General features: G+C 64.4%; 23 protein-coding genes and 3 pseudogenes. 11 read left to right on the top strand and 15 right to left on the bottom strand.

Annotation, left to right across the window (positions count from 1 at the left end):
* The first annotated feature begins 85 nt into the window (after positions 1 to 85).
* Positions 86 to 1,726: a PPE family protein gene (locus A5736_RS20645; RefSeq protein ID WP_076248280.1), complete on the top strand. Its 1,641-nt coding sequence runs from the start codon at positions 86 to 88 to the stop codon at positions 1,724 to 1,726.
* Positions 1,727 to 1,988: 262 nt separating this feature from the next.
* On the opposite strand, the gene A5736_RS20650 is transcribed toward A5736_RS20645, so the two are convergent.
* A complete protein-coding gene (locus A5736_RS20650; RefSeq protein ID WP_076248282.1) occupies positions 1,989 to 3,881 on the bottom strand; it encodes an alpha/beta hydrolase in 1,893 nt (630 codons plus the stop codon).
* 4 nt (positions 3,882 to 3,885) lie between these two features.
* Positions 3,886 to 4,206, bottom strand: coding sequence for a DUF2563 family protein (locus tag A5736_RS20655; RefSeq protein WP_175611348.1), 321 nt, complete (start codon positions 4,204 to 4,206; stop codon positions 3,886 to 3,888).
* A 651-nt stretch (positions 4,207 to 4,857) separates the two neighbouring features.
* Between A5736_RS20655 and A5736_RS20660 the strand changes: the two are divergent.
* Positions 4,858 to 5,328, top strand: a pseudogene (locus tag A5736_RS20660) (lipase family protein); the annotation flags it as partial.
* Between the two features lie 50 nt (positions 5,329 to 5,378).
* Here A5736_RS20660 and A5736_RS20665 read toward each other — a convergent pair.
* Positions 5,379 to 7,046, bottom strand: coding sequence for a PE-PPE domain-containing protein (locus A5736_RS20665; protein ID WP_254848419.1), 1,668 nt, complete (start codon positions 7,044 to 7,046; stop codon positions 5,379 to 5,381).
* Between the two features lie 747 nt (positions 7,047 to 7,793).
* Between A5736_RS20665 and A5736_RS26925 the strand changes: the two genes are divergently transcribed.
* Positions 7,794 to 7,991, top strand: a complete 198-nt coding sequence (locus tag A5736_RS26925; protein WP_254848420.1) for a hypothetical protein — start codon at positions 7,794 to 7,796, stop codon at positions 7,989 to 7,991.
* A gap of 368 nt (positions 7,992 to 8,359) precedes the next feature.
* On the opposite strand, the gene A5736_RS20675 is transcribed toward A5736_RS26925, so the two are convergent.
* The 4 genes from A5736_RS20675 to A5736_RS26475 form a co-directional block, all read right to left on the bottom strand.
* Positions 8,360 to 8,782: an SRPBCC family protein gene (locus A5736_RS20675; protein ID WP_076248287.1), complete on the bottom strand. Its 423-nt coding sequence runs from the start codon at positions 8,780 to 8,782 to the stop codon at positions 8,360 to 8,362.
* Between the two features lie 364 nt (positions 8,783 to 9,146).
* Positions 9,147 to 9,311, bottom strand: coding sequence for a hypothetical protein (locus tag A5736_RS26930; protein ID WP_254848421.1), 165 nt, complete (start codon positions 9,309 to 9,311; stop codon positions 9,147 to 9,149).
* A 287-nt stretch (positions 9,312 to 9,598) separates the two neighbouring features.
* A complete protein-coding gene (locus A5736_RS20680) occupies positions 9,599 to 9,844 on the bottom strand; it encodes a hypothetical protein (protein ID WP_076248288.1) in 246 nt (81 codons plus the stop codon).
* A gap of 117 nt (positions 9,845 to 9,961) precedes the next feature.
* Complete coding sequence (locus A5736_RS26475) at positions 9,962 to 10,135, bottom strand: hypothetical protein (RefSeq protein WP_175611349.1); 174 nt, start codon at positions 10,133 to 10,135, stop codon at positions 9,962 to 9,964.
* A gap of 99 nt (positions 10,136 to 10,234) precedes the next feature.
* On the opposite strand from A5736_RS26475, the gene A5736_RS20685 reads away from it, so the two are divergent.
* Entirely contained in the window at positions 10,235 to 11,062 is an 828-nt protein-coding gene (locus A5736_RS20685) for a DUF1906 domain-containing protein (RefSeq protein ID WP_076248289.1), read from the top strand.
* Positions 11,063 to 11,091: 29 nt separating this feature from the next.
* Here the strand turns inward: A5736_RS20685 and A5736_RS20690 are convergent, their stop codons facing one another.
* Complete coding sequence (locus A5736_RS20690; protein ID WP_076248291.1) at positions 11,092 to 11,697, bottom strand: LGFP repeat-containing protein; 606 nt, start codon at positions 11,695 to 11,697, stop codon at positions 11,092 to 11,094.
* A gap of 247 nt (positions 11,698 to 11,944) precedes the next feature.
* On the opposite strand from A5736_RS20690, the gene A5736_RS20695 reads away from it, so the two are divergent.
* From A5736_RS20695 to A5736_RS27290, 3 genes and pseudogenes are all read left to right on the top strand, one after another.
* Positions 11,945 to 12,400 (top strand): DUF1942 domain-containing protein, encoded by a 456-nt coding sequence (locus A5736_RS20695; protein WP_076128149.1) that lies wholly within the window; start codon positions 11,945 to 11,947, stop codon positions 12,398 to 12,400.
* Between the two features lie 119 nt (positions 12,401 to 12,519).
* Positions 12,520 to 13,038, top strand: a pseudogene (locus A5736_RS27285) (peroxiredoxin); the annotation flags it as partial.
* Positions 13,039 to 13,164: 126 nt separating this feature from the next.
* A pseudogene (locus tag A5736_RS27290) lies at positions 13,165 to 13,506 on the top strand (DUF742 domain-containing protein); the annotation flags it as partial.
* Positions 13,507 to 13,523: 17 nt separating this feature from the next.
* On the opposite strand, the gene A5736_RS25700 reads toward A5736_RS27290, so the two are convergent.
* The 4 genes from A5736_RS25700 to A5736_RS27295 form a co-directional block, all read right to left on the bottom strand.
* Positions 13,524 to 15,509, bottom strand: coding sequence for a serine/threonine-protein kinase (locus A5736_RS25700; RefSeq protein ID WP_139333474.1), 1,986 nt, complete (start codon positions 15,507 to 15,509; stop codon positions 13,524 to 13,526).
* Between the two features lie 94 nt (positions 15,510 to 15,603).
* Positions 15,604 to 16,275 carry a zeta toxin family protein gene (locus A5736_RS20725; RefSeq protein WP_076248295.1) on the bottom strand — a complete coding sequence of 224 codons (672 nt, stop codon included), beginning with the start codon at positions 16,273 to 16,275 and terminating at the stop codon, positions 15,604 to 15,606.
* A gap of 13 nt (positions 16,276 to 16,288) precedes the next feature.
* Complete coding sequence (locus tag A5736_RS20730) at positions 16,289 to 16,672, bottom strand: type II toxin-antitoxin system Phd/YefM family antitoxin (protein ID WP_076128156.1); 384 nt, start codon at positions 16,670 to 16,672, stop codon at positions 16,289 to 16,291.
* Positions 16,673 to 17,358: 686 nt separating this feature from the next.
* The gene (locus tag A5736_RS27295) at positions 17,359 to 17,616 is read right to left on the bottom strand and encodes a hypothetical protein (protein WP_369805162.1); all 258 of its coding nucleotides are present in this window, start codon (positions 17,614 to 17,616) and stop codon (positions 17,359 to 17,361) included.
* 223 nt (positions 17,617 to 17,839) lie between these two features.
* Between A5736_RS27295 and A5736_RS20740 the strand changes: the two genes are divergently transcribed.
* Positions 17,840 to 18,286: a nuclear transport factor 2 family protein gene (locus A5736_RS20740; RefSeq protein ID WP_076248299.1), complete on the top strand. Its 447-nt coding sequence runs from the start codon at positions 17,840 to 17,842 to the stop codon at positions 18,284 to 18,286.
* A 127-nt stretch (positions 18,287 to 18,413) separates the two neighbouring features.
* Positions 18,414 to 19,268: an alpha/beta fold hydrolase gene (locus A5736_RS20745; RefSeq protein ID WP_076248300.1), complete on the top strand. Its 855-nt coding sequence runs from the start codon at positions 18,414 to 18,416 to the stop codon at positions 19,266 to 19,268.
* Positions 19,269 to 19,281: 13 nt separating this feature from the next.
* Here the strand turns inward: A5736_RS20745 and A5736_RS20750 are convergent, their stop codons facing one another.
* Together A5736_RS20750 and A5736_RS20755 are read right to left on the bottom strand one after the other, a co-directional pair.
* Positions 19,282 to 19,767, bottom strand: coding sequence for a nuclear transport factor 2 family protein (locus A5736_RS20750; RefSeq protein ID WP_371328399.1), 486 nt, complete (start codon positions 19,765 to 19,767; stop codon positions 19,282 to 19,284).
* 24 nt (positions 19,768 to 19,791) lie between these two features.
* On the bottom strand, positions 19,792 to 20,595 hold the full coding sequence (locus A5736_RS20755; protein WP_076128162.1) for a PPOX class F420-dependent oxidoreductase: 804 nt from the start codon (positions 20,593 to 20,595) through the stop codon (positions 19,792 to 19,794).
* A 152-nt stretch (positions 20,596 to 20,747) separates the two neighbouring features.
* Between A5736_RS20755 and A5736_RS20760 the strand changes: the two genes are divergently transcribed.
* Together A5736_RS20760 and A5736_RS20765 are read left to right on the top strand one after the other, a co-directional pair.
* Complete coding sequence (locus A5736_RS20760) at positions 20,748 to 21,434, top strand: DUF899 family protein (protein WP_076248302.1); 687 nt, start codon at positions 20,748 to 20,750, stop codon at positions 21,432 to 21,434.
* Positions 21,435 to 21,443: 9 nt separating this feature from the next.
* Positions 21,444 to 21,920, top strand: coding sequence for an SRPBCC family protein (locus tag A5736_RS20765; protein ID WP_076248304.1), 477 nt, complete (start codon positions 21,444 to 21,446; stop codon positions 21,918 to 21,920).
* Positions 21,921 to 21,925: 5 nt separating this feature from the next.
* Here A5736_RS20765 and A5736_RS20770 read toward each other — a convergent pair whose 3' ends face one another.
* Positions 21,926 to 23,230: an NAD(P)/FAD-dependent oxidoreductase gene (locus A5736_RS20770; RefSeq protein ID WP_076248306.1), complete on the bottom strand. Its 1,305-nt coding sequence runs from the start codon at positions 23,228 to 23,230 to the stop codon at positions 21,926 to 21,928.
* Between the last annotated feature and the right edge of the window lie 86 nt (positions 23,231 to 23,316).

Below are 23,316 nucleotides of genomic sequence, written 5' to 3' on the forward strand. Positions count from 1 at the left end.
ATTCAGTGGGGTAGTGGGGCCCGGACGTCAAGTTAGCTTATGCTAACTTGACCGCCTACGCGTTTGGGGGTAGGGGGCTGGGCGTATGACCGCGCCTATGTGGATGGCCGCACCGCCGGAGATGCACTCGGCACTGCTGAGCGCCGGGCCCGGTCCGGCATCGTTGCTTGCGGCATCGGACGCGTGGAACGCGTTGAGCACCGAATATGCCTCGGTGGCCGAGGAGGTCACCGCGGTGTTGGCCAGTGTGCTGGCGGGGGCATGGGAGGGGCCGACCGCGGAGTCGTATGCGGCCGCGCATGTGCCATATCTGGGGTGGCTGATGCAGGCCAGCGCCAACAGCGCCGCAGCGGCCGCGCAGCTTGAGACCGCGGCGACGGCCTACACCGCCGCGTTGGCGGCCATGCCGACGCTGGCCGAGCTGGCCACCAACCACATCGTCCACGGCGTGTTGGTGGCGACCAATTTCTTCGGGATCAACACCATCCCGATTGCGCTCAACGAGGCCGACTATGTGCGGATGTGGATCCAGGCCGCGACCACGATGAGCACCTATGAGGCGACGTCCAGCTCCGCGGTGGCGTCGACCCCACCGACCACCCAGGCGCCCGTGGTGGTAAACCCTGTGTCGACGTGGGTCAGTTCCGTGACCAGTGCCGTCCAAACCGCAGAGCAACTCGCCCAAGACGCATCCACCCTGAACCTGTCCGAGTTGGGGTCGGCGGTCCTGAACTTGATCCAAAACTTCAGCGTCGCGGCCTTCATGGAGGATCCGATCGGGTACAGCCAGCAGGTCGTCGAGTCCTTCGTGGGGCAGTTCCCTCTGCTGTCGGACCTTTATTTCGGGTTCGGCGGCGACCACCTCTTCGAATTCGCGGCCAATCCGGTGGGGTTCGTGGAGAACATCATCAACAAGTTCCTGGCGGACCCGGTGACCGCGCTGAGTAATCCGTTTTTGCTGGTCCTGAGTCCGGACGATTTCGCATCGATCGGCTACAGCGTTTTTTCTCCGTTCATCCCCGCGGCGGTTGCCCCCGTCGGCGCGGTGGGCGGCATCGCGGGATTCGCGGAGCTGGCTCAGGCGCCCGGGCCGACAGGCGCCCCGCCCGCCATCGCGCCGGCGCTCCCACCCGCGGTGGCCGCGCCCGCGGCGCTGCCGCTCGCCGGGATGGCTCCCACCGGGACCGCACCGGCCGTCACCCCTGGCACGGCTCCGGCCCCCCCGGCACCCGCGGCGAGTGCGGTCGCTACGCCGGCGGCTCCAGCGCCGGTAGGCGCCGGCGGGGTGGGTTTCATCCCCCCTTACGCCGTCGGGCCTCCCGGCATCGGGTTCGGTTCCGGGCAGGGCGCCAGGGCTGGCTCCAGCGCGAAAACGCAAGCATCGCAGCCCGATAGCGTTGCGGCGCTCTCAGCGGCGGCCGCGCGCGAGCAGGCGCGGGCCCGGCGGCGGCAGGCCGCGAAGCAGCGCGGGCACAACGACGAGTTCATGGATATGGATGTCGAGGTTGATCCGGACTGGGCTGCGCCGCCGGACGAGCAGCCTGTCGTGTCGACTCTGGCCTCGGATCGTGATGCGGGGCCGCTGGGATTTGCGGGGACTCTGTCGAAGGGCTGTGGCGAGCCGACGGGCTTGACCACGCTGTCGAGCGACGAGTTCGGCGGGGGACCGACCGCGCCCATGCTGCCGAATACGTGGGACCACGACCATCCCGGGGAAAAGGACTGAACCACAAGACAATTCGTCACACTGACGAATTGAGGTCGATGTCTCAGGCACAAACGGCCGCGGATTGGCCATTCGTCATTGATCCTGCCGATGTAGCGGTCGGTGTGGTGGCGGGGTTGATCTTGTTCGTGTGCACCGTCAGTGCGATGTGACGAGAGACGCTGCTTCAAACAAACTTTACGGCTACCGACTGGCCCTCGCGGTCACAAACCGACAAGCTTCGCCGAGTGCTCACGCCTGCCTATCCGCGGATTCTTTTCGGTCAGTGGTAGTGGTCGTCTTGGACACCGGTGTTCGTCTCGGGATCCTTCACCGTTTGCAGGCCTTCCCATCCGGCTCGGCCTGGCGCCGGGACTAGCTTTTCAGGATTGGCCAGCATGTGGTCGGCGGCGAGTTGGTTGGCGTTCCCGGATGTGATGTCGGTGGTGGCATACAGTGATTCGCTGCCGGGGTCGAAGTAGTGCAGATGGGCCTCGGGGGTGTAGTAGAACGGCGAGTTGTAGCTCGGTGGGGTTTCCGCCTTGATGCGGGTGGCACCGTAATCCGGTGCGATGGGGTCGGCCTCGCCGCCCAGGCCGGCCATGGTGCTCAACCCGTTCAACCACTCATGGCCGAAGTGAGCGTTGGCGTCGTTGGATGCTTGGCCGACGTAGACGTGTCCGCCGTCAAGGTGGAAGTCGGCTGCGTTGTGCGCCTGGTCGGTGATGACGGGTCCGAGCAGCACCATGTCGTTGGTGTGCATGTGGCTTGCGGCCGCGGCGTCGGAGGTGACGATGGCCCCGGAGGAGTATCCGACCACGGTCATGTGCGACGGGCCCTGATGCGTTGCCCACAGCCCGTTGACGTCTTGGGCCAGGAGGTTTCCGCCAGCTCTTTCGGCGCTGGCGTTAGGGTCGGGGAAGGCCACGGCGGTGAGCCCGTTGGCCGGGTCGTCGTATCCCATCCAGGCCACGACCGCGGTCGGATGCCCCGGGTTGGCTCTGTTCGATTCGACATACAAGTTCTGCGCCTGTGAGGTCTGGACGGCGAAATAACCCTTGTCGGATGCATCGCTGGCATGCACACTTTGGCTCGCTCCCGGTACCAGGACCGCGGTATTTGGTGCGGTGTCCGGATTGCCGATAGCGATGGCCGCCCGGCCCTTTCCCTCGAACGCGAGGGGCTGATACGCATACAGGTAGGTGGGCGGGCGCTGCCCGGAGTGTTCGGCGTTGTCCGGACTGCTGTAGGCGTTCAGTCCGGCTCGGACGTTGATCGCATTGTCGTAGCGGGTTTTGGCGTCGCCAATCAGACCGTACTCTGTCGGGTTGTTTGTGACCGCGCCGATCGATACGTGGTGGCTTGCTGCCGCGTCTTCGACCAGGTGGATGTCGGCGTTCATGACATGCTCGTTGGCGGCGCTACGATCGACGACCGGTACTCCGTTGAGATTACCGATCTGGTCTGGATGTGCTGCCAGGACCTCTTGCTGTTCAGCAGGCTTGAGCGAGGTCCACCATTGGTTGATCGCCACCGGGTCAGTGCTCGACGGGAGCTGGATGCTCGGCACACCATCGTTGAGTTTCACGGCCGGGATATAGCCGGTTGATTCCAGATCTTTCATCCGGTCGTCGAGCAGGTTGTCGTAGTCGTCGACAATCTTCTTCAATTGGCCGTAGGTCGCGCTGACCGCGGCGATAGCAGCGTGGTACAGCGGCTCACTTGGGGCCTCGTATGCCCGAGTTACGATGCCCTGCAGCTGGGCTAATGCCGAGTCGATCTTGATCAGGGCTTGGTCGAGCTCCTCAATCGGAGCGCGCGTGTTGTTTTGCGCGTCGGTCAGTGCTGCCGCGATCTCCTCGAGGTCGGTGCCGATCTTGCGGAGAGCATCCGACGAAAGATGCAATCCATCCTTGGTGTCGTTGACCTCACGCGAATCGTTGATTGGATGGGAGTGGTTGCCGGATGCCCATCCCTGCTGGAAATGTGTGAGGGCCTGGTCGAAAGCGGCATCGGCTTGGTCCGTGTGCGATCCGGCCCGATGGAAGGCACTGCCCAATTCGCTGATCTGAAATGGGTTGCCGGCCAACAACTGGTCCTGCAACTGCCACGGATCGCCGCCGGCCACGCTCGTCAGCGCCGCAGGATTGAGATTGCGCAACGACGGAGGCGGCATGCGCTCAGGCCTGCTCGTTGAGAGCCCGAATGCCGGAGGTAGCGTCCCCGCCCGCGTTGTCCGCCTCGTCGAACGCGATTGCGGTGTCGGCCGAGCGGCTGCCAACCCACCGCAGACCTCGATGATGCTCACCGAGGTTCCGCAGATGCTGCTCATGCGCTTGAGACAGCAAGGTATCGGCATTTGCGGCCGCCTCGGTTCGCCCGAACATACCGGCCGTCGACTCAACCGACCGCAACAGGTCCGACGCTGCGCGCACATGCTCGGCGGCCTCCTCGGTCCGCGTGCTCCCGCGTACCAGGTGCCCTAGATCCACAAACAACATGGGCATCGCCTTCCTATCGGTGCGGAAGTCGAACATATCGGGGCAGTGCCAGGCTCATCGGATTCGTTCGTCCCAAATCACCGGCATCCGCGAAGTATCCTCGTGATACACCAGGTATCATGATACATCGTGTACCGGGCATGGGGCTGCCCCAAGCGTGCATTCTTGACGAGAATGCGGACGCGTCCTGGCGGCATCCTGGCCGCTCTTGCTGTCCTTATCGCCCCACTATCGCGTCTGCCGCGATTGCAGATTCGAACACGCCCCCCATCGCCGAGGCCGGTGTGCGCCCGCCTGATCAGGATCCGTTCTATCGTGCACCCGCTGACATCGCGTCCTTTGCTCCCGGACGGATTGTCGCATCACGCGAGGCCACCACCAAGCTCGGTCGGCTGCCTGTGCCGGTCAAGTCCTGGCAGATCTCCTATCGCAGCAATAGCCAGGCCGAGCAGCCGATCCTTGCTGTGACGACGCTGATTAGTCCCACCAGCAAGTGGAAGAAGCCGGGCAAGCGACCGATCGTGTCATACCAAGTCGCTGAGGACAGCGTCGGCAGCCCATGCGCACCGTCTTACAACATCGTCGCCAGCAAGGCGAGCGATCGCGGAACCAACGGCATGATCGAAGTGGCGCACATCGCGCCACGACGGCGGCATGTTCGCCGGCTACGAGTTCGCTGTTGTCCAGTCGTTTCTGCGGGCTTACCCGTCGGCGGGGATCTCAGCACTACTCAATCAACATGGCATCAACGATTTTGGTGCGATGACTGGCAAGTGTCGGCCCGACATCCTGTCGGCCTTCAGGTTCGGCCACCTGAGCCGAGACACCACCGTGGCAGATCCACTATCGATGCCAGCTCTCGCGCAGGTCTTAACGCTCAACCGGTTGGGTATCACCGGCGCCCCGCAGGCCCCGATCTATGACTACCACGCCATCCCCGATGAGATCGTGCCGGTGGGCCAGAACAACGAGACGGTAAAGTCGTGGTGGGCCAAGGGTGCCAAGATCCATCAGGTCCGCGACTTCGTCGGTGGGCATGTTAATGAGGCCGCCCTACGCCTGACCTCGGTGGTGAACTTTCTACGAGACCGGTTCGAGGGCAAACCTTTCGACGCCTGTTAGTTGTATGAAGCCACGGTTCGCAATCGCCGCTTTATCTGGCTGCCCTATCTCTATCCGATACGCCGTAATGCGTCGTGGACTCCTTGCGTGGTTGCCTGATCCAGATCGCCGACGACAGTGAACGGATTTACGTTCGGGAACAGCCCGGCCGGAGTGGGCACATTCGCGTACCCCGCACGGTCGTAGCCCAAGTCGACGATCTCGCGAAGATCGGGTTGGATCAAGTCGATGATCGGCGAAGGCACGCCGATCTGACGCAATGGATCCAGCAGCGGCAGATTCTGGGTGGGAATCAGGTCGTAGGAGGTCGAGCCGGCGTATCCCGGAGACACCGGCTCTGGGATGGCGGTGGCAAGCTGTGCGGCGGTGAGGTTCGGATACGCGCCGTGCAGATAAAAGTAGCCTGCAATGGCATTGGCGTCCGCCGGAAGATCGATCGGGTACTGCGGGAAGTCGCCGATCGGGTCGTATTGGATGGTGTGAATCGCAGTCGGGTAGGGGGTGTTTGGCGGAGTCGCGCCGTTGAATGGCACATCCAGACCCGGGATGTAGAGACCGTTGAAGCGCTCGAGGATTCCGCCGTTGGGATTGTTCGGATCACCGAGCAACACAAACGACAGCTGGTCTGGGCTCGGCCGTGCGTCCGCGGGCAGGTTGTCGAGATGGCGCATTTCAAGGGTGGCTATCGTGGCGCTCTGGGAATAGCCCAAAACGGCGACATGGCTTCCCGCGGCGGTGTGCGTCATGATCGCGTTGTTCAGCAGCGGGACGCCCTGGGCAACAGACTGACCGAAGGTTTCGCTGGTGAGGCCGGTGACGGGCCAGAACTGCTCGGGCGTATACACCCCGACCGGGGTGTAGCCAGGGTATTTGGGGGCGATGTATCGCCCGTCAACGGCCGTCACGTAGCCAGCGTTGGGTTGCGGATTTCCAGTGCCGCCCATGATCAACGCTGTGCCGGTCCGCGACGCCGGCGCCATCGTCGAGGCGAAGGCCGCATTGGTAACGTTGCCGGTGTTTGCCGTGCCCGAGCTTCCGGCGTGCGAGTTGGAGCTTTGTACGCGACTCGCGAGCGCGGCCTGATCGGCAGACTGGATTCGGGTTCCGTTGCCGGCGGCGCCAGAGTGTAGTTTTAGACCCCCTGCGGCTGAGGGATATCCGAAGCCTAGATGTCCGAGCGGCATGTTGTCGGCGGTCGGGGCTTGTGTGACCCCGACCGGGGTCCCGATCGCCGAGACCTGGCTGGCTTGGCTGGCCAGCTTGGCCCGCAGCTCTTGTACGACTGCGGTTGCCTCTGTGTTGGCTTGGTTCGCGGCTGCCACAACATGCGCCCTACCCGAAGGTGTAGATAAGTCGGAGGCGGCCAGCGTCGCCTGATACTCGTCGATGATGTCGATCATCTGCTGCCTGGCCTGCGCGACATTGGAAGCCGCGGTTAACAGATTGTCGCCGAGCCCGTTCGCTTGGTTTGCCACCTCGGTGCCGTTGGCGATGGCGGCCCGTGTTGCGGCGATCGCGGCCGCGCCAGACTCGCCTTGCCAGTCGTTCGCAACAGAACCCATCGCCTGCTGCAGCGGCATTGAGGTCGCGTCGACGGCTTTCGAAATCCCGCTGAGCACCTGCGTGGGATCGATACCAGAGAAGTGGCCAGTTCCGAACGTGCCGAGACCATTGATGACGGGTCTAATCAGGTTGAGGGGATCGATCTGGTTGGCCACACCCGCGAGGTTCGTCGCTGACCCTCCCGGAGTCCCGGCAAATTGCTGCAAAGGCAACTCGCCGAGGGTCTGCTGGATCGGCCTACCGAGGCTACCAAGAAGACCGTGTTCCAAACTGGCGATGGCTGACGCCGGATCAAACCCGGGAAGGCTCTGCGCTTGCTGGGCCCCCAAATCGTTGGTTTCCTGGCGGGGCCAGATTGACATCATGCACCCGTCTCACAAGTTGTCTGCGGCGACATGCGTCGCTTCGATGACAGAATTCCCACCCACCTCGACGTCCACTTTCACCGCTATGATACACAGCGTATCGCCAGCCCTGGCGCAGCACAGAACTCGGCTTGACTCACGGAAACTGCCCGCGAAACACCCTCGGTGCCTGATGTAAGAATGCTCGCGAAATGGTGACTGTCGTGGAGGCATGGGAAGTGGGTTGTCGATGACCTCTGAAGAGCCGAACTTCGTACGCACCATCACGGCCTTAATCAACGGTGCATTGACCTCTGCACCTGCTTGTCGATTGCCCGGCGTGCAGGAGCGAAGTGTCGCTGTTGGTGTAACCACTGCTCGATCGGTGTGGCGTCGGTGTGGCTCCGGTGGGTTTGGCAGTTGATGAATTGAGGGTGGGCCGAGGGGCTGGGCCCCGACGGCATCTGCATCGACGCCGAGTCGGCGATCTGGTCCCAGACCGCCGACGTTTTTTCGCATACGGGCGATCCGGACGCTCCCGCCGGCGCGTGCGTCCGGGTGCGCGACGGCGGCGAGATCACCCACCGCGTCGAGACCGAGCTGCCCTGCTTCGCGTGCACCCTTGGCGGTCCCGACGGCCGGCACCTTTTCTTGCTCTGCAACGAATTCGAGGGCGTCGACCAGCTGCAGGCGGTGCAGGCCCGCCGGTCCGCCAAGATATTCGTCACCGAGGCGCCTGTCCCGAGGGCGGGCTGAGGTTTACGGTATCGCCAATAGCCCTGCGCGGGCCAAGACATTTCGTCACCGTGACGTATTACTGGTGCTGTGCGGCAGGAAGCGGGGGCCGGTGTCGACCCGCCGGCTTCCCGGATTGCCGGCACCTACTAGGCGTCACCTAAACGTCCGAAACCATCGACGCACTGGGACCTTCTTCGGCAACCGTGCGCGCCGCGGCGGGTCCGCGGGGCAGCGCTGCACCGACGCCGGCGGTATCCGATCACCGGGGATGCGAGTTCTTTAACCGAATGCGACCTGCGCATGCTTCTACCGATAAGCGACATTATGTCAAGTCAGCCGAGACTGTTGCCGCCGCCCAGATCCCCCAACTACGTCGTTCGAACCCGCTATCCCTCGACGGTCTTCTTTAGGCCCGACAGCATCGAATTCCAGTTCGCCTCGGCTCGGTTGGATTCGTCCGGGCTTGCGTTGTTGTCCTGGGACAGCTTCACCCGAGTGCCTGAATTCGTGGACGTCAGTTCGTAGGTCAATGTGTGGTAGTTCTCCGGTTTGTCCGGCAGCCCGGTCATGGGGCTGAAATGCGTGACCCGCAACAAATGCGGCTCCTGCACGTCGATAACCGACCCCTTGTCCTCGTATGCAGTTCCGTCATATTCGCCCGACCATGTGATAGGGCTGCCTGGTTTCCAGTCGGTATCGACGCGTGTTCCGAAGAAGTACTTTTTCACGATCTCCGGATCGGTCAGTGCCTGCCACACTCGCTGAATGGGTGCGTTGACAGCGACTTCAGCGGTGGCTGTGAACGTCATCGATGACCCTCCTCCACTAGATATATGACTGAGTCATATTTCGACTACCCTGTAATGCGACCAAAGAAACCAAGCGGCGGGTGCGATGGACAACGACGACGGCGAGCAGCTGATTAACTGGGTGGCGGTAGCCGCGCTCGCCATCAGCGACGCCATTTACGACTCGCTCGAAGCGTCGACCCGACAGGATCGCAGCGCCGCCGTAGCGCTGGTCGCGTTGGCGGATTTGGCGCACGCGGGGTCCGTTCAGTCGTTGAGCTCGATGATGGGTGTCACTCACTCGGGTTGCGTCCGGATCGTGGATCGACTGGCTCGCGACGGGCTCGTTGACCGGAGGCCCGGTGCGGACGGCCGCACCCGCTCCCTAGCGCTGACAGCCGAAGGACGACGACTTGCGCACCGGCTGCGACGCGCTCGCCACGATGCGGTCGTCGCCGCGCTCAGGCGGCTGAGTGGCGAGCAACGGAATCAGCTTCGCGGGATAAGTCGTGCGGTCGTTGAGACGTTGGCGCACGACCGCCTCGAACATCGCCGAACTGGGCAGTCACCGGGCGGCGGCTGGCTGTGCCGGCTATGTGATGCGGCAGCCTGTGGGCGCGATGTCGGTCAGTGCCCAGCCGCGAACGTGGCCCACCGGCGTGATGCATGAACACAGCCGCAACCGATCAGTACTTGCGCTCCCCTGCCACACGCCGACCACCCACCGATTTCGCTTGCCGTCCAAGGAGTTCCGCGTACTCCGGGTCGAGCAGGCGGTCTTCGTGTGTTGCGGTCTTCGAGGCCCCACGGGGCGAGCCTTCCGTGCCGTATCCGCTGCTAACCCATTGTCAAGATCGCGGCCGCGGCGACGCCCATCACCGTTGCGAGAGCCACCAAAATCACCGCGATCGCAGCGCGCACGATCTCTTCTTCCGTGAGTCGCCAGCACGGCTTCGATTCGACGAGAACGGTGGCCCCTCGACGGGCGATTGCGTTCACTTTTGCGACCGCCAAAAAGACATCGTCATGCCCGTCGGTTGCGTCTTTGTCGACTGGGTTGTGCGCGGCGATTGCGGTGGTCATATCAGCCCCCGGGCGTAGGAACGCCGATCGGCGTTATTAGGTAGGGAGGTCGAAAGGTTCGGCCTTCTCGTATATCCCGAAGATACGAGTGCGAGATCACGATTGCGGCAATGCTCCTTAACGGTCACAGCACACAACGCGGTGCAGTCCCCGCATGATCACCTCGACAAGACCATCGAATTGTTTCGACGTCGTCGCGTCGGCCTCGAGGTGGGCCAGCATGCGGTAGACCAGGGCGCGATTCAGTCCAATTGATACGCCGAGCCGTTCGCGCGCCGCGTCCGAGGTCATAGCCGAACGGTCACCGTTTGGTATCCGTTTGGGAGCGCAACCGCGTTTCGGCTGGCGCAGCCCTATCGGTAACAACAGTCACATCGTTAACATCGCGCGATGCACAGTTTGCCCCCGCTGGCCAGCGACGTGCGACCGCGAGCGGCTTCTCGGCGCGACGCGCTGCGCTATGCAATAGCGTTGGCCGGTTTGGGTGTCGGATCATTAGGCTGCGGGATGCCGGCGGCGGCCGTCGCCGCTCCTCCCCAACTGATCGACTTCGCCGCGCGCCAAATTCCTGCGCAGCAGATTCGAGCTGCCGGCTATAGCGGTGTGGTCACCTACGTTTCGGAGTCGCGTCCTGGCTCATCGTTTGGCGCCAAGCCGATCACTCGGCCCTACGCCGACTCATTGAAAGCCGCAGGCCTGGTGATCGTCAGTAACTACCAATACGGCAAACCTGGTGGGTCGGCACCGTCGGACTTCACGCGCGGCTACGTCGGCGGCATCGCGGACGCGCGCACCGCCTGGCAGCTGCACACCGCCGCGGGTGGCAGCCAAGGTGCACCGATTTTCTTCACGATCGACGAGGACATCAATCGCGACACCTGGAATCGCAGCGCGCTTCAGTGGTTTCGCGGAATCAACTCGGTTCTTGGGGTTCAACGCACGGGGGTCTATGGAGGCGTGAGGGTGTGTGAGTGGGCCGCGGCCGATGGCGTTGTCGGGTCTTCGAGCACACCTGGTCGCCGCTGGGTTTGGCAAACTCGAGCCTGGTCCGGCAATCAGGTCCACCCCGCCGCTGTTCTCTACCAGCGAGTCGTGAGCACCTCGTCCAATCCCGGGCCGAAGGTCGGCGGACTCGAAGTCGACGTCAACGACGTCCTGGCTTCCGATTGCGGCCAGTGGAACCTCCATGCGAGCCATCCCAGTGGCGATGTGCGGTAGTGGCGAGATCGCTGAACGCCTGATTCGGGCTACAGCCCGGACGGTACGGCCTTGCCGTTCACCGTCACCTCGACCTGGCCGGTCTTCGGGTTGTACTCGATCTTGCCGTGCTCGAAGTTCGACACGAGCAGATCGCCGACGGCGTTCGCGTCGCTGGTGGGCAAGCCCAGCGGACCTGCCGAACCGTTGGTGCCGGTGACCGCGGGCGTGCCGTCCGGGTCGCGTGGGACATTCCAGGCCTCCCGGATCTTGCCCACGGTGATGTATGCGGGCGTGCCGTCCGCGCCGTTCTTGGCGGTGATCGCGCCGCCCTGGAACTGCTGGAACACCACGCCGCTGTCCCGTGTTCCGGCGTTGCGGTCACCCGTTAGCGGCTTGCCGAGAGCCTTCTTCTGATCCTCGGTTGCCGACGAGTACTTCGCAGCGATCGGGCCGGTTAGCGTCACCTCGATGTCGCTCTCCCCGACCAGCTTCACCTCGGTGGGCGGCGCTGGGGATTTAGACGTGGAACTGGCGTTCGCCCCGACCTGGGACGGTGGCGACGCGACCCTCTGGCCAGTGCTGCAGCCGGCAGTGATCAGCGCGACGGCGGCCAGGCCGACGACTGCCGGGTGGCGGTATGCGATCGTTCTCATGGGCTTCCTCCCCGTCTTCCCGTGGTGTTGGTCAACTTGCGGCTGGCATTCCCGCCCGGCCCCGGACCACAACCGAACCACTTGAGTTGCGCAGGCGTCGCGGTCGTCGTAGCTCCGAACGACCTTACGACGCGGTCATAGCCGGCCAGGCAGAGCATCGCATCGATGGTTTGAAATTCCGAGCTGTGGATAGACCTCCATCCAACTGCCGCTCCTGGATAGCGGCACATCACGAAGGGAGTCAGACGTGGCGTTCTCACACATTGCATCGAAAACAACGGCAGCCACGGCTGCACTGGCGGCGGCGGGAATCCTCGCGGCGACGCCGGCATGGGCCGATCCGCAAGTGCTGCAATTCGGCCAGATGGCAGAGCTTTCCAGTAATGGCGGCACCATCGACTACACCGTGAGCAACCTGCAGCCCAGCGGCCACAACGACGGCATCTGGTACTCCGACGTCACCGCCACCGGCGTCAGCGGTAACGCAACTCCGAACATTGCCGACTTCAACGCGCGGGCCGTCAACAGTTCCACGTTCGCGGTGATGAAGGGCAACCAGACCGACGGCCTTCCGGAGGGGCCACTCCCCTTAGGCACCCCTGTTAAGGGCCGCATTTACTTCGACGTTCGCAACGGCACGAACCCCGACAGTGTCGTCTACCGGGACGCCGGAGGCACGGACAAGGTCGTCTGGAAGGGCTAGCAACTCGGCACGCGTCCCCGCCCAACCGGGTGTGTCGGCCACGACCTGCTAGCTGTTCGGCGACGACCGAATTATCGGAGCCGTTCCGCTTCGGCGCCTCCCCGCGTTAGTCTTTGCCGATGATCGCGGGCGAGAAGGCGCCTGACTTCACTCTGCACGATCACACCGGTCAGCCTCGGACACTGGCGGCGCTCCTTTCCGACGGCCCGGTGGTGCTGTTCTTCTTTCCATTAGCGTCTTCACCAATCTGTACAGCCCAGGCCTGTCATTTTCGGGACCTGAGCAACGAATTCGCCCGGGTGGGCGCCCAGCGGGTCGGCATTAGCACGGACACCGTCGACAAGCAGGCCCACTTCGCCCAACAGCGCTCATTCGACTATCCACTGCTCTCCGACGCTGACGGTGTGGTGTCCGAGCTATTCGGGGTGCGCCGGGGCAGGTTCGCCAAGCTGCGCCGATCCGTCGTGGCGCGTGAGGCGGCCCGGGGTGGCCGGCACAGTCGGCGCCGCGGCCTGCTGGCCCGGCTGCTGCCGGTCAGGCGGACCACGTTCGTCATCGACACCGACCGCACCGTGCTCAAGGTCGTCTCGAACGAGCTGCGCGCATCGGTGCACGCCGACCAGGCCTTGTGGTTCCTGGAACACCACAACACGTCGCCACCGGTCCGCGAGAAGCACACCGACGCGCATCAGCTGTCGGAGGGCGAGAGCGAACCGGTCGGCGACTGGTTCACCGAACCTCAAACCGCCGACGAGCCGAGCCCGGTGCGGCCATACGCGCTGACGGCTGGCCATACCGACTCTGGCGTCGAACTGCCGCTCGAGGCGCGGATCGAAGCGCTCAACACCACAGCGAAGCCGGCGCGCTGGCCGAGAAATGATGTGCGGGGCCAGATCCTCGCGTGGTGCGTGGACAGCCCCTCGGTCGCGGAGATCGCGGCTCGTCTGGCCTTGCCGCTCGGCGCGACGCGGTTCCTGGTCGGCGACCTGGTGACAAAAGGTTATTTGCGGGTGCACGCCCCCCTCGGCGACTCGATGACAATCGACGAGCGACGTGAACTGATAAGAAGGACGCTGCGCGGCCTGCGAGCACGCCACTCGGCTTGACGAAGTGTCCTCGCCTCTCACCCGCGTTCGATCACTGACACCGAACCATGGTTCAGGTCGCTAGTGACATAAGCGAAATGCGTTCTTGGGTCGACAGCGATGGCGAGCGGATTGTTCCCGACGGGAAGGATTCCGGTGACGGTGCGTTTCGCGGTGTCGATCACCGACACGGACGCACCGCTGTAGTTGGCGACGTACGCGGTCTTCGTTGCCGGGTCCACCGCCACACCGGCGGGGCGTTGTCCGACGGGCACACTCGCCGTGACGGTGAGGCTATTGGTGTCGACGAAGGACACCGACGCGTCGTCGCCGCTGGCGATATAGGCGGTGTGCGAATCGGTATCGATTGCGATGCCGGCCGGTCGGCCACGAAGCGCGACGGAACCGATAACGGTTCGGTTCGCCGTATCGATAACCGTCACTGTCGGATCGGCAGTCGTGACGAACAGGCGGTGGGCGGTCCGGTCGATGGCTACTCGGCTTGGACCTTTGCCGGTGGGCACCGTCGCCGTCACGGTATGCGTGGTCGTGTCGATGACCGACACCGATGCGCTATCACCAGTGGTGGCATAGGCGATACGCGCATCCGGGTCGACCACTACTCCGCCGGGGTGGGTACCGACACCTACCGAGGCGATGACCTTGTTGCTGGCGATGTCGATGACCGACACGGAGGAGTCGTCGTAGTTGGTGACGTAAATGGTCTTGGTCGACGGATCCACCGCCAGGCCCACGGGGTGGCGTCCCACCGCGGTGGTGGCGGTGACTGTGCGGCTGGCGGTATCGACCGCCGAGACGGAGTTGGAGCCGGTGTTCGCGACGTAGGCCGTGTGTCCGGCGGAGTCGACCGCGATGCCAAAGGCGCCGTTGCCCACCCGGATTGAGCCCGCGATCGTAGGTGTGCCACTCGGCGGCGCCGTGACCGTCGCGCTAGGTGCCGGAGGTGGTACGACGGCCGCCGGGGATTCCGTCGTCCGCGTAGCTGCGGTCGTGGATGTGTGTGTGCGCAGAAGGTATACGCTCGCGCCCGCCAGGGCCACGATCGCAGCGATCACCGCGGCGACCACCCATGGCCGTTTGGCGCGTTTGAGGTTTCCCTCCACGAACTGGAATGTGTTGCGGGGCAATGGTTTCTGCACGTGCTCCGTTTGCTCTCCGACCGTCTGTGACTGGACGGTCGGATCCGGTAGGCGCATCGGCATAGTGATCGCGTCACGAGCGGCCCGTGCCATTTCCACCGGGGTGGCGTAGCGCCGGTCAGGGTCCTTGGCCATACCCGTGGCGATGACGGCATCGAAGGCTGGCGGCGCGCCGGAGTCGGAAGGCCGCGGCGGCGGGGCGGACAGATGCCCTGCCACTTGTTGCTCGATGCTGTCACCCGGAAATGGGGCGCCTCCCGTCAAGCACTCATAGAGCACGCAGGCCAGCGCATAGATGTCCGAGCGCGCATCGGCCTGACCGACACCGAAACGCTCCGGTGCCATGTAGCGCAGCGTGCCCATCACCACGTCCGTGCCCGTCAGGCCGGTCTCACCCACAGCGCGCGCGATCCCGAAATCGATCAGATACGCAAAATCGTTGTCGTCGAGCAAGATGTTGGAGGGCTTGATGTCCCGATGGACCAATCCGATCTTGTGCGCGGCATACACGGCGTGCGCCAGCTGCTCGACGATGTGCACCGCGCGTGCGGGTGGCATCGAACCGGAGGCCAGCACGGTTGCCAGGTCGCGGCCTTCGATCAGCCGCATGTCGACGAATAGCCGCCCGTCGATCTCGCCGTAGGTGTGAATCGGCACCACGTGAGGGTCGTTTAACTGCGCAGCCGCGTGGGCCTCGCGACGGAATCGCTGTTGAAACGTCCTGTCCGCAGCAAAATGCGCCGGGAGAACTTTGAGCGCGACGATCCGATCGGTGACGGTGTCATAGGCCCGCCAGACCTCGCCCATGCCGCCTCGGCCAAGCAAGTTGATTAGTCGGTACTGGCCGAACGGGGTCCCTTCCACCGAAACCTCCCGACAGCAGCAAGCCAGCAACACCATAATCCACCGCTGACGCAGTTTGGGGAAACCCTCGCAAACGCGGTTCGGAGGCTGCGGCTCAGCTATCCCGGCGGGCGTCCGTCCCGTTAACGAGCTCCAGCGCCGCCGCGACGACGGGCTTGGCCCACTCCGGCGTCGAGGTCAAGTCAGGCGGCCCGACGATCCGGCCGCGCTGCATGTGCAGCACCAAGACCGGCCGGGGTGTCTGCCCCTTCGCCGGGTCGGCGGTCGCGGAGTTGTCGTACACCCGTAGCTCGGTCAGCACAGGCAGCAATGTCACGAGATTGATCAGGCTGTGCCGGCAGCGGCGTCGGATGTCGGCTTCGGGAATGTCATGCCCACCGCCGCGGACCCGTTGCCGGACTCGCGCGATGTGGGCGTCGTCGGTGTCGAGCCCGACGTAGAACACGTGGATTTCAATGCCACGCTTGGCGGCATCGGCCAGCAGCCGCGGCATGGTGTTGCCGCCGAGTGTCGTCTCGAACGTGAAATCGAGGCCCTTGTCAATCGCCGGCTCCAGCAGCTTTCGGCCTTGGTCCCAGGCCGCCGCGTTCGCCTCGGTCTGGCCTAATCCGGGGTTGGCCGCCATGATCTCGCGTGCGGCCTCGTCGGGGTTGTAGTACTCACCGCCCTTGTCGCGGATCGTCGCGCCGATGATGCTGCTCTTGCCGGCGCCGTTGACGCCGGCCAACACGTGTATCTGCGGCGGCGTCGTTGGTTTGCGAACCATGGCCCGCTTTGGATCACCGTCGCTGGGCCGCGCGCGCCGCCTTCACCGCGGCGGCGCCCAATTCCTCCGGCGTGGCGTCGAAGGCCGCGGCGACCCCGGCTTTGGCTTTCGGGGTCTGCATGGTGGCCAGCATCGTGTCGAAGCGCTCGCTGAGGTCGTCGAGGGCAGGTGTGACCGGCGCGGTGAGTGCCTCGAATTCGGGATACGACAGCAGCACCGCCCGAGGAGTGTCGTGCTTGGTGATCACCACTGCACCGTTGAGTGCGGCCTCCTCAAAGACCGTGCCAAACTCGTTCTTGAGGCGGCTGGCGGTCACCCTGGGCACGTCGACCAGCTTGCCGTCGCGATTGCGGAACGAGACGGTGGACGCGGCGCCCGCCTTGGTGGTTGTCGGCATACGAGCTATTTTAGCCTTTTTGTCTATTTTGTGCATAGGCCAAAACTGTGGCGGACGGCGTGCTAGTCAGCCGAGATGGATTGCGGTGAAAGCAAGAAGTTGGTCGGTCTGGAACGGTCACATAAAGCGCTGCCGGTAGGTCTCGTCGTTGATCCCATTGCGCGCGAAAGGGTTTGCCGAGACGGCGGGTGATTCGCCCTCTCCTGCCGGCCGGCGGTATTCCCCTTCATGAGGTGCCAGATGTCGCGCGGTAAGGGCAATGAGCATGATGACGACGGTCGCCCAGCAGTACCAAGGCATAGACGCGGCCTCCCCGATCGGATCCCGCCAGAGTAGGCAGGTGTTGTTGCGGCAACGCTGCCCGTGGTGATCTGCTTGCTAAAACCTGCTCACCGGCAACTCTTGAGGGCGGTGAGGTCGTCAGCGGTTCGAGGTTGCGCGGATGGGCGCGCGCCAGGGCTTGCGCCGCTCGATGACGTACGTTTCACGATGCTGCCGCGCCCACCACAAGCGCAGGGTTTGCGTATCGATAGGTGCAGTTGGCTCGTCAAAAGGCGATGGTGCGCTGTACATGCGGCCGTGCCTGCTCAATTGTAGACGTATCCGTTCACTATGCGAAAGGAGCATACTCGCGCCGCCGAAGGAACGCTAGCGGCTACTAAAGGATTGTTGGAAGGCACGCGGCCCTAGCCGGCGGGAGGTACCACTGGTGGACGGCAGATGTTGGCGGTCGGATCCCACCACCAGCCGTTGTCACACGCCAACGGTTGCGGTCCCACCCCGAGCGGCCGGCACACGTTCGCCGTGGGGTCCCACCATTGGCCCGGGTCGCATGCCAAGGGCTGTGGCCCGACACCCAGTGGCCGGCATACGTCGCCCGTCGGGTCCCACCACTGGCCTGGGTCACATTGCTGAGGTATCGGCCCTCCTGCGGGCCGGCACACCTCGGCCTTCGGGTCCCACACATCGCCGTTACCGCAGTCGGCCCAGCTCACCGCCGGAGTTGCGATCGTTACGGTGGCCATCGTTGCCCACGCAACCATGGCGACGGAAACCAGATGGCGAATGGATGTCCTCATTGCGGGCCTCCCCCTAGCCGTATGCATTATCGAACCCGGCCCAGCCGGACAGGTCAAGCACCGGTTTGCCCCGGCTACCGTGAATTCTGTGACCACGCCTACCGAACATTCGGCTGACGAAGCCGACATTCGACACCGGATCGACGCGCTCGCCGGCGCGATCCGCGCCCGGGATCTCGAGGCTGTGATGTCGGCTTACACGACAGATGTTGTGTCGTTCGACATCGAGCCGCCCCTGCAACACGTGGGGACGGAAGCGAAACGGAAGAACTGGGAGCGCGTATTCGCGGCCTACGAGCAGCCGGAGTACGAGATTCGCGACCTGACGATCACCGTGCGCGGCGACGTCGCATTCGCGCACAGCCTCAATCGGCTCAGCGGCACCCTGAAGGGTGGAAACACGACCGCCGGCTTCTGGGTTCGAGCCACGATGTGCTTCCGGAAGATCAACAACCGCTGGCTCGTCGCACACGACCACGCGTCGGCACCCCTGGATCCGGCAACCGGCGCGGCGTTGCTGAATTTGGAGCCCTAATCGGGCGCTTCGCTCCCTGCCTCCGGGAGATTGGCAGTATTTGGCAGTTCGCGGGGTGGCCCCGGCAGCCGCTCTCGGGCTTCGATTGTGGTGGGTCGGCACCGAGGCGCGAGGAGGAACAACCGACATGGCAGAGCTGGCACTCCGGCAGGGCACGATCGAATATCAGGAATTCGGACCGCAGGATTCTGCGCACGCGCCCGTGTTGTTCGTGCACGGCATCCTGGTCGACGGTCGACTGTGGCGCGAGGTCGCTGAAGGCCTGGCGCGCCGTGGTTTCCGTTGCATCGTGCCGACGTTGCCGCTCGGCTCGCACACCATCCCGGTCAGTGATGCCTCGGCGCTCTCGCTGCGCGGTGTTGCGGAGATGATCAACGACGCGATCGTGGCCCTCGACCTCTCCGATGTGACCCTCGTCGGCAGCGACACCGGTGGCGGGATATGCCAACTGCTTGTCGACGCTCATCCGGACCGGATCGGACGGCTGGTGCTAACCAACTGCGACGCCTTCGACAAGTGCCCGCCCTTCCCGTTCGACCTCGTGTTCGCGTTGCTTCGCGGCCCCATCTCGATCAAGGCGCTCTTCGGACAGATGCGGGTGCGGGCACTGCGCAACTCGCCACTCGGCTTCGGCCTGCTGATCAACCATCCCGATCCGGACGTCACCGCCGCGTGGCTGCAGCCCTGCCTCAAGGACGCACGCATCTGCCGCGACCTGGCGGCGCTCCTGCGTCAGGTCGCGGTCACCGATCTCACCGACGTGGCCACCCGGCTCCCCCGGTTCACCAAGCCCGTCACGCTCGTGTGGGGACAGCGGGATCGCTGCTTCACCCCGGGCTTGGGCCGGCGCCTGGCCAAGCAGTTCAGCGACGCGAAGCTGATCGAGGTCGCAGACGCGAAAACCTTTGTCTCACTTGACCAGCCAGACGCGGTCATCGACGCGATATCGGATATCGCCGCCCGGGCTGGGCGTCAGGTATGAACGAGTAGCGCAGCTACGACACGCCTATCGGTGTTGTCCTCGCGGCTCTGCAGCGCCACCATCGCCACCATATGGAGGGATGCCGAAGAAGCGCGGGCAGGATCGCGAGAGGGTCGAAGTAGGTGACGCGCTCGATCGCCCTGCCATCGCGCAGCAGCAGTCGGTTCACGTTGGACCACTCGATGACGGAGCTCGCGATGCGGGCGTGCAGCCGGAACTCGATGAACAAGAGGTCGCCCTCTCCGCACCAGCGGTCAACGTGCGCGCGCAGGTCAGGAAGGCAGCACCAGATGCGTTGGAAGTCCGCTTGCGCAGCGTGGATCCCGACCATGGGAGCCGCGAGAGGCTGCAGCAACACAACATCCGCGTGAAGGAGTTCCGGCAGGCGTTGTGGTGAGGGGTTGCTCCAGAAGTCGGCAAATCTGGCGACGAACTCTTCCGGATCCGAGTTTTTGTTCACTCCGTCAACATGCGTGTCAGTGCCCTGCCACTTCGACACACGGCGCTGCCAACGACTGCCAAATTACTGCGCCGACGGGGTGAGCTCGACGTGAACCGTGCGACCGAACTTGGACCGCATGAGACGGTGCGTCAGCGGCACCACCACGCCATGCAGGACGGGGTATTTCTGCCGCAGCAGGTGTCCCACGTTGCGGTACTCAGCACCTTCTAGGATGCGGACAGTGCCGGGTTGCACGGATCCCGTCGGCTTGCCCGATGCTGTCGCCGGGCCGAACTCGACGCTCGGGTTGCGCCGAATCCGGCGAACTTTGATCGCCCTCTCGAAGCTGCGGAAGTAGGCGCGGTCGCCGTCGACCACGATGCTGACCGGGCTCGAGCCGGGCGTGCCGTCCTTGCGAAACGTGATGAGCCGGATCGTCTTCTGCCGCACGAATCGCGCCAACGCCGGAGTGGTGGCGGTGCCAACGGCACCCAGAACGTAGCCGAGCTGACCCAACCGCAGCGCGAATGCCGCCACCAGCAACACCGATACCACGCCGAGCCCCCACGCCTGCGCCGCTGAACCGCCCAGCTCGAGGTCCATCACGTGGTTCACGGTGTGCAGGGTGTTGGCCACAAGAAATCCCGCCAGCGTGGTGGCCAGGGCGTCCGCCCAGATCAGCGCAAGCAGGAGCCCTACCCCCAGGCCTATCTGGAACGCGCCGAGGTCGTGCAGGAAGTGCCGGTGCACATCGAAGCCGACGGCATTTGCGAATGACGTCGGACCGACGAGGCACCAGATCCCGATCCCGACGGTGATCGCCCCGACCAGAGCCGTCACCGCGACCAGGTATATGCGCGCCAGGCTGCTCAACCGATTCATCACGCCCCCTCGTCCACGTTGCTTGTTCTCTTTCATTCGCTAGACGTAGTAGCGCACCCACATGTGACAACACGACCGACGATCCACCGATGAATTCCTGGGCCGCCGCCGGTCATACCTTTGAGACCGACAGATCGACAGCAAAGGTTGAAGCCATGCCTAACGCCCTACCGCCAATCGTTGATCACCAGACGTGGCGCGCCGCCCTCGACGAACTGCGCAAGCGCGAGAAGGCCGCCACCCGCGAGCTGGACGCGATCGCCGCCCAGCGGCGCCGTCTGCCGATGGTCGAGTTGCCCGACTACACGCTGATCGGCGCCGACGGCCCGATCCGGCTGGTCGATGTATTCGCTGGCCGCTCGCAGCTCATCACCTACCACCACATGTGGACGGACGGCGCGGAGTGGCAGTGCGGCGGGTGCACGGGCTTCACGTCGCAGTTCACCCGCCTGGAGTTCCTCGACAGCTACGACGCCCGTTTCGTCATCGTCACCAACGGGCCGATCGACGAGGCGCTCGCCTACAAGCGGAAAGTCGGCAACCGGATGGAGTGGTACTCGTCGTCGGAGAGTTCGTTCGGTGCCGACATGGACGCGCCGCCTGGCGGCGGCTTCGCGGTCAACGTGTTCCTGCGCGACGGTGACACCGTGTATCGCACGTGGCATACCAACGGGCGGGGCACTGAGCAACTCAGCCATAGCTTCGCGCTGATCGACATACTTCCGTGGGGCCGTCAGGAGGAATGGCTCGATTCGCCCGAAGGGTGGCCGTCGCGTCCCACATACTCGGGTTGGCTCGACTCCCCCGATATCGCCCGCGCCTACGGACCCAGTGACAAGTAGGGACAACGCATGACCATCACCACCGAACGCTACGTCGTCACCCGCACGATTGGCGCGAGCCCGGCAGCGATTTTCGCCGTCCTCGCCGATCCGTCCCGGCACGCCGCCACCGAGCCCACCGATTGGGTCCGCGACGCCTTGGACACCACCCCGATCACCGGTGCGGGCCAGATGTTCGCGATGAACATGTACTTGATCCGAGCCGGCGGCGACTACGTCACCTACAACCTGGTCAATGTCTTCGACCAGGATCGCGCCATCGGGTGGATGCCGGGCGTGCTCGACGACGCCGGCAACCACAATCCCGGCGGCTGGTTCTGGCGCTACGACCTCGCGCCGAACGGGGACGGCACCGACGTCACGCTGACCTACGACTGGAGCGGCACGCCCCAGGAGTTCCGCGAGCGGGTCGGCGAGATGCCCATCTTCGGTGAGGACTACCTTGCCGATTCGCTGGCGTCTCTCGAGCAATCCGTCGCGGGCTAGCCAGGCTATCTTTGCCCCGGTGCAGCGGTCCGCCTCTGCCGGGTGCGGCGGGCGTTGTCCCTTCCCGCCCTGGCGATCTCCTTGGCCGTTGCGATAAGCCGATCCGGCCTATCCCGCAGCGAACGCGCCGCAGCCCGCGCAATCATGCTCGGCGTGAACAGCTGCGACGGGCGGACGTCATGGTTCAGCACACCGAAAAGCCTTTGGGTGGCAATGGGATCGGCTCCGAGATCCTTCATCAAGCGCGTGTTGAACGGCGTCGAAGCGCCGGGCCGGCCGAAATCTCGTGCAAACCAATGCATCTCGTAAGCATCCGCGTCGCGCCAGCGCCACCAACGCTGTATGGCATCGTCGGGACTCGAGTTGCCCATGCCGTCCTCGATGGAATCGGCTAGCCGCTCGGCCTGGCGGAATGCGTCGCTGATGCCTTGCCCTGGCGCCGGATCCTTGAAGTGCCCCGCGTCACCCACGAGGACCCATCCGGGTCCGGCGGCCTCCCTGAAATAGCCGTGCCAGTTCGTTAGCACCCGGATCGGACCCACACGTCGCCCGTCTCCGATCACATCGGCGAGCTCAGGCCAGGCTCGCAGACCGGCAGCGAAGTTGGCGTCTCGATTGGCATGGAACTCGGCTTGTTTTGCCATATCGATCGCGATCGCGGCCATGTAGAGATCGCCGTCGGTAGGGCCGGCCAAGAACGCCAGGTCTCCCTGGCGGCCGAGCCGCGCGTGCCCTTCCCGGTCGTGCACATGCTCGAAGTAGGCCCAGGCGAACATCTTTCCCGCCGATGCGATGTGATATTCGCGGGATCCGACCAGCGAGGCGATCGTCGAGTGACGGCCGTCGGCGCCGACCACCAGCCGGCCTTCGATGGGGCCGGCGGCGGTGTCTACCCCGGTAACGCGCCCGTCTTCGGTGATGACGTTCGTGACGCGCAGCCCCGTGCGAACATCAGCGCCCGCCGCGGCCGCGGCGTCGACGAGCAAGGCGTCCAGCGTCACCCGCCGAACGCACAGGCTCGGGTGGGTAGAGATCGCGGGATCGACGGTCGCCTCGATTCGAACGGCGTCGTCGATCACCATCGTCATCCGATCGAGCGGTACCGCGCCGGCGGCCATGACCGCTTCGAGCACGCCGAGCTGATCCAGCACCCGTGTGCCGGAGGGCTGCATGATGTGGGTCGACGGGGTCTCCGACGGAAACCGGGCGCGGTCAACCAAACAGACGCTGAAGCCCCGTCGCACGAGCATCGCCGCGAGCGGCGATCCGGCGCACCGCGCGCCGACTACCACCACATCGAATCGCGTCATACCGCTCCTTCGGTCTGTCGAAGAGCTATTGCCAGGGACACTACCGAAAGACTAAGAGAAGAGTAAGAACTTCTTAGATAACTTTT

The sequence above is a fragment of the Mycobacterium sp. SP-6446 genome (genome assembly GCF_001954045.1).
Taxonomy (GTDB): Bacteria; Actinomycetota; Actinomycetes; order Mycobacteriales; family Mycobacteriaceae; genus Mycobacterium.

What these genes read in the sequence shown, in the direction of transcription:
- A5736_RS20675 (WP_076248287.1), bottom strand. Translation starts at nt 8,782, where the DNA reads ATGACGTTCACAGCCACCGCTGAAGTCGCTGTCAACGCACCCATTCAG.
- A5736_RS20760 (WP_076248302.1), top strand. Translation starts at nt 20,748, where the DNA reads ATGCCTAACGCCCTACCGCCAATCGTTGATCACCAGACGTGGCGCGCC.
- A5736_RS26930 (WP_254848421.1), bottom strand. Translation starts at nt 9,311, where the DNA reads ATGTTCGAGGCGGTCGTGCGCCAACGTCTCAACGACCGCACGACTTAT.
- A5736_RS20770 (WP_076248306.1), bottom strand. Translation starts at nt 23,230, where the DNA reads ATGACGCGATTCGATGTGGTGGTAGTCGGCGCGCGGTGCGCCGGATCG.
- A5736_RS20745 (WP_076248300.1), top strand. Translation starts at nt 18,414, where the DNA reads ATGGCAGAGCTGGCACTCCGGCAGGGCACGATCGAATATCAGGAATTC.
- A5736_RS26475 (WP_175611349.1), bottom strand. Translation starts at nt 10,135, where the DNA reads ATGACCTCGGACGCGGCGCGCGAACGGCTCGGCGTATCAATTGGACTG.
- A5736_RS20765 (WP_076248304.1), top strand. Translation starts at nt 21,444, where the DNA reads ATGACCATCACCACCGAACGCTACGTCGTCACCCGCACGATTGGCGCG.
- A5736_RS20645 (WP_076248280.1), top strand. Translation starts at nt 86, where the DNA reads ATGACCGCGCCTATGTGGATGGCCGCACCGCCGGAGATGCACTCGGCA.
- A5736_RS20690 (WP_076248291.1), bottom strand. Translation starts at nt 11,697, where the DNA reads ATGAGAACGATCGCATACCGCCACCCGGCAGTCGTCGGCCTGGCCGCC.
- A5736_RS20725 (WP_076248295.1), bottom strand. Translation starts at nt 16,275, where the DNA reads ATGGTTCGCAAACCAACGACGCCGCCGCAGATACACGTGTTGGCCGGC.
- A5736_RS20680 (WP_076248288.1), bottom strand. Translation starts at nt 9,844, where the DNA reads ATGACCACCGCAATCGCCGCGCACAACCCAGTCGACAAAGACGCAACC.
- A5736_RS20650 (WP_076248282.1), bottom strand. Translation starts at nt 3,881, where the DNA reads ATGCCGCCTCCGTCGTTGCGCAATCTCAATCCTGCGGCGCTGACGAGC.
- A5736_RS20685 (WP_076248289.1), top strand. Translation starts at nt 10,235, where the DNA reads ATGCACAGTTTGCCCCCGCTGGCCAGCGACGTGCGACCGCGAGCGGCT.
- A5736_RS20730 (WP_076128156.1), bottom strand. Translation starts at nt 16,672, where the DNA reads ATGCCGACAACCACCAAGGCGGGCGCCGCGTCCACCGTCTCGTTCCGC.
- A5736_RS20655 (WP_175611348.1), bottom strand. Translation starts at nt 4,206, where the DNA reads ATGTTGTTTGTGGATCTAGGGCACCTGGTACGCGGGAGCACGCGGACC.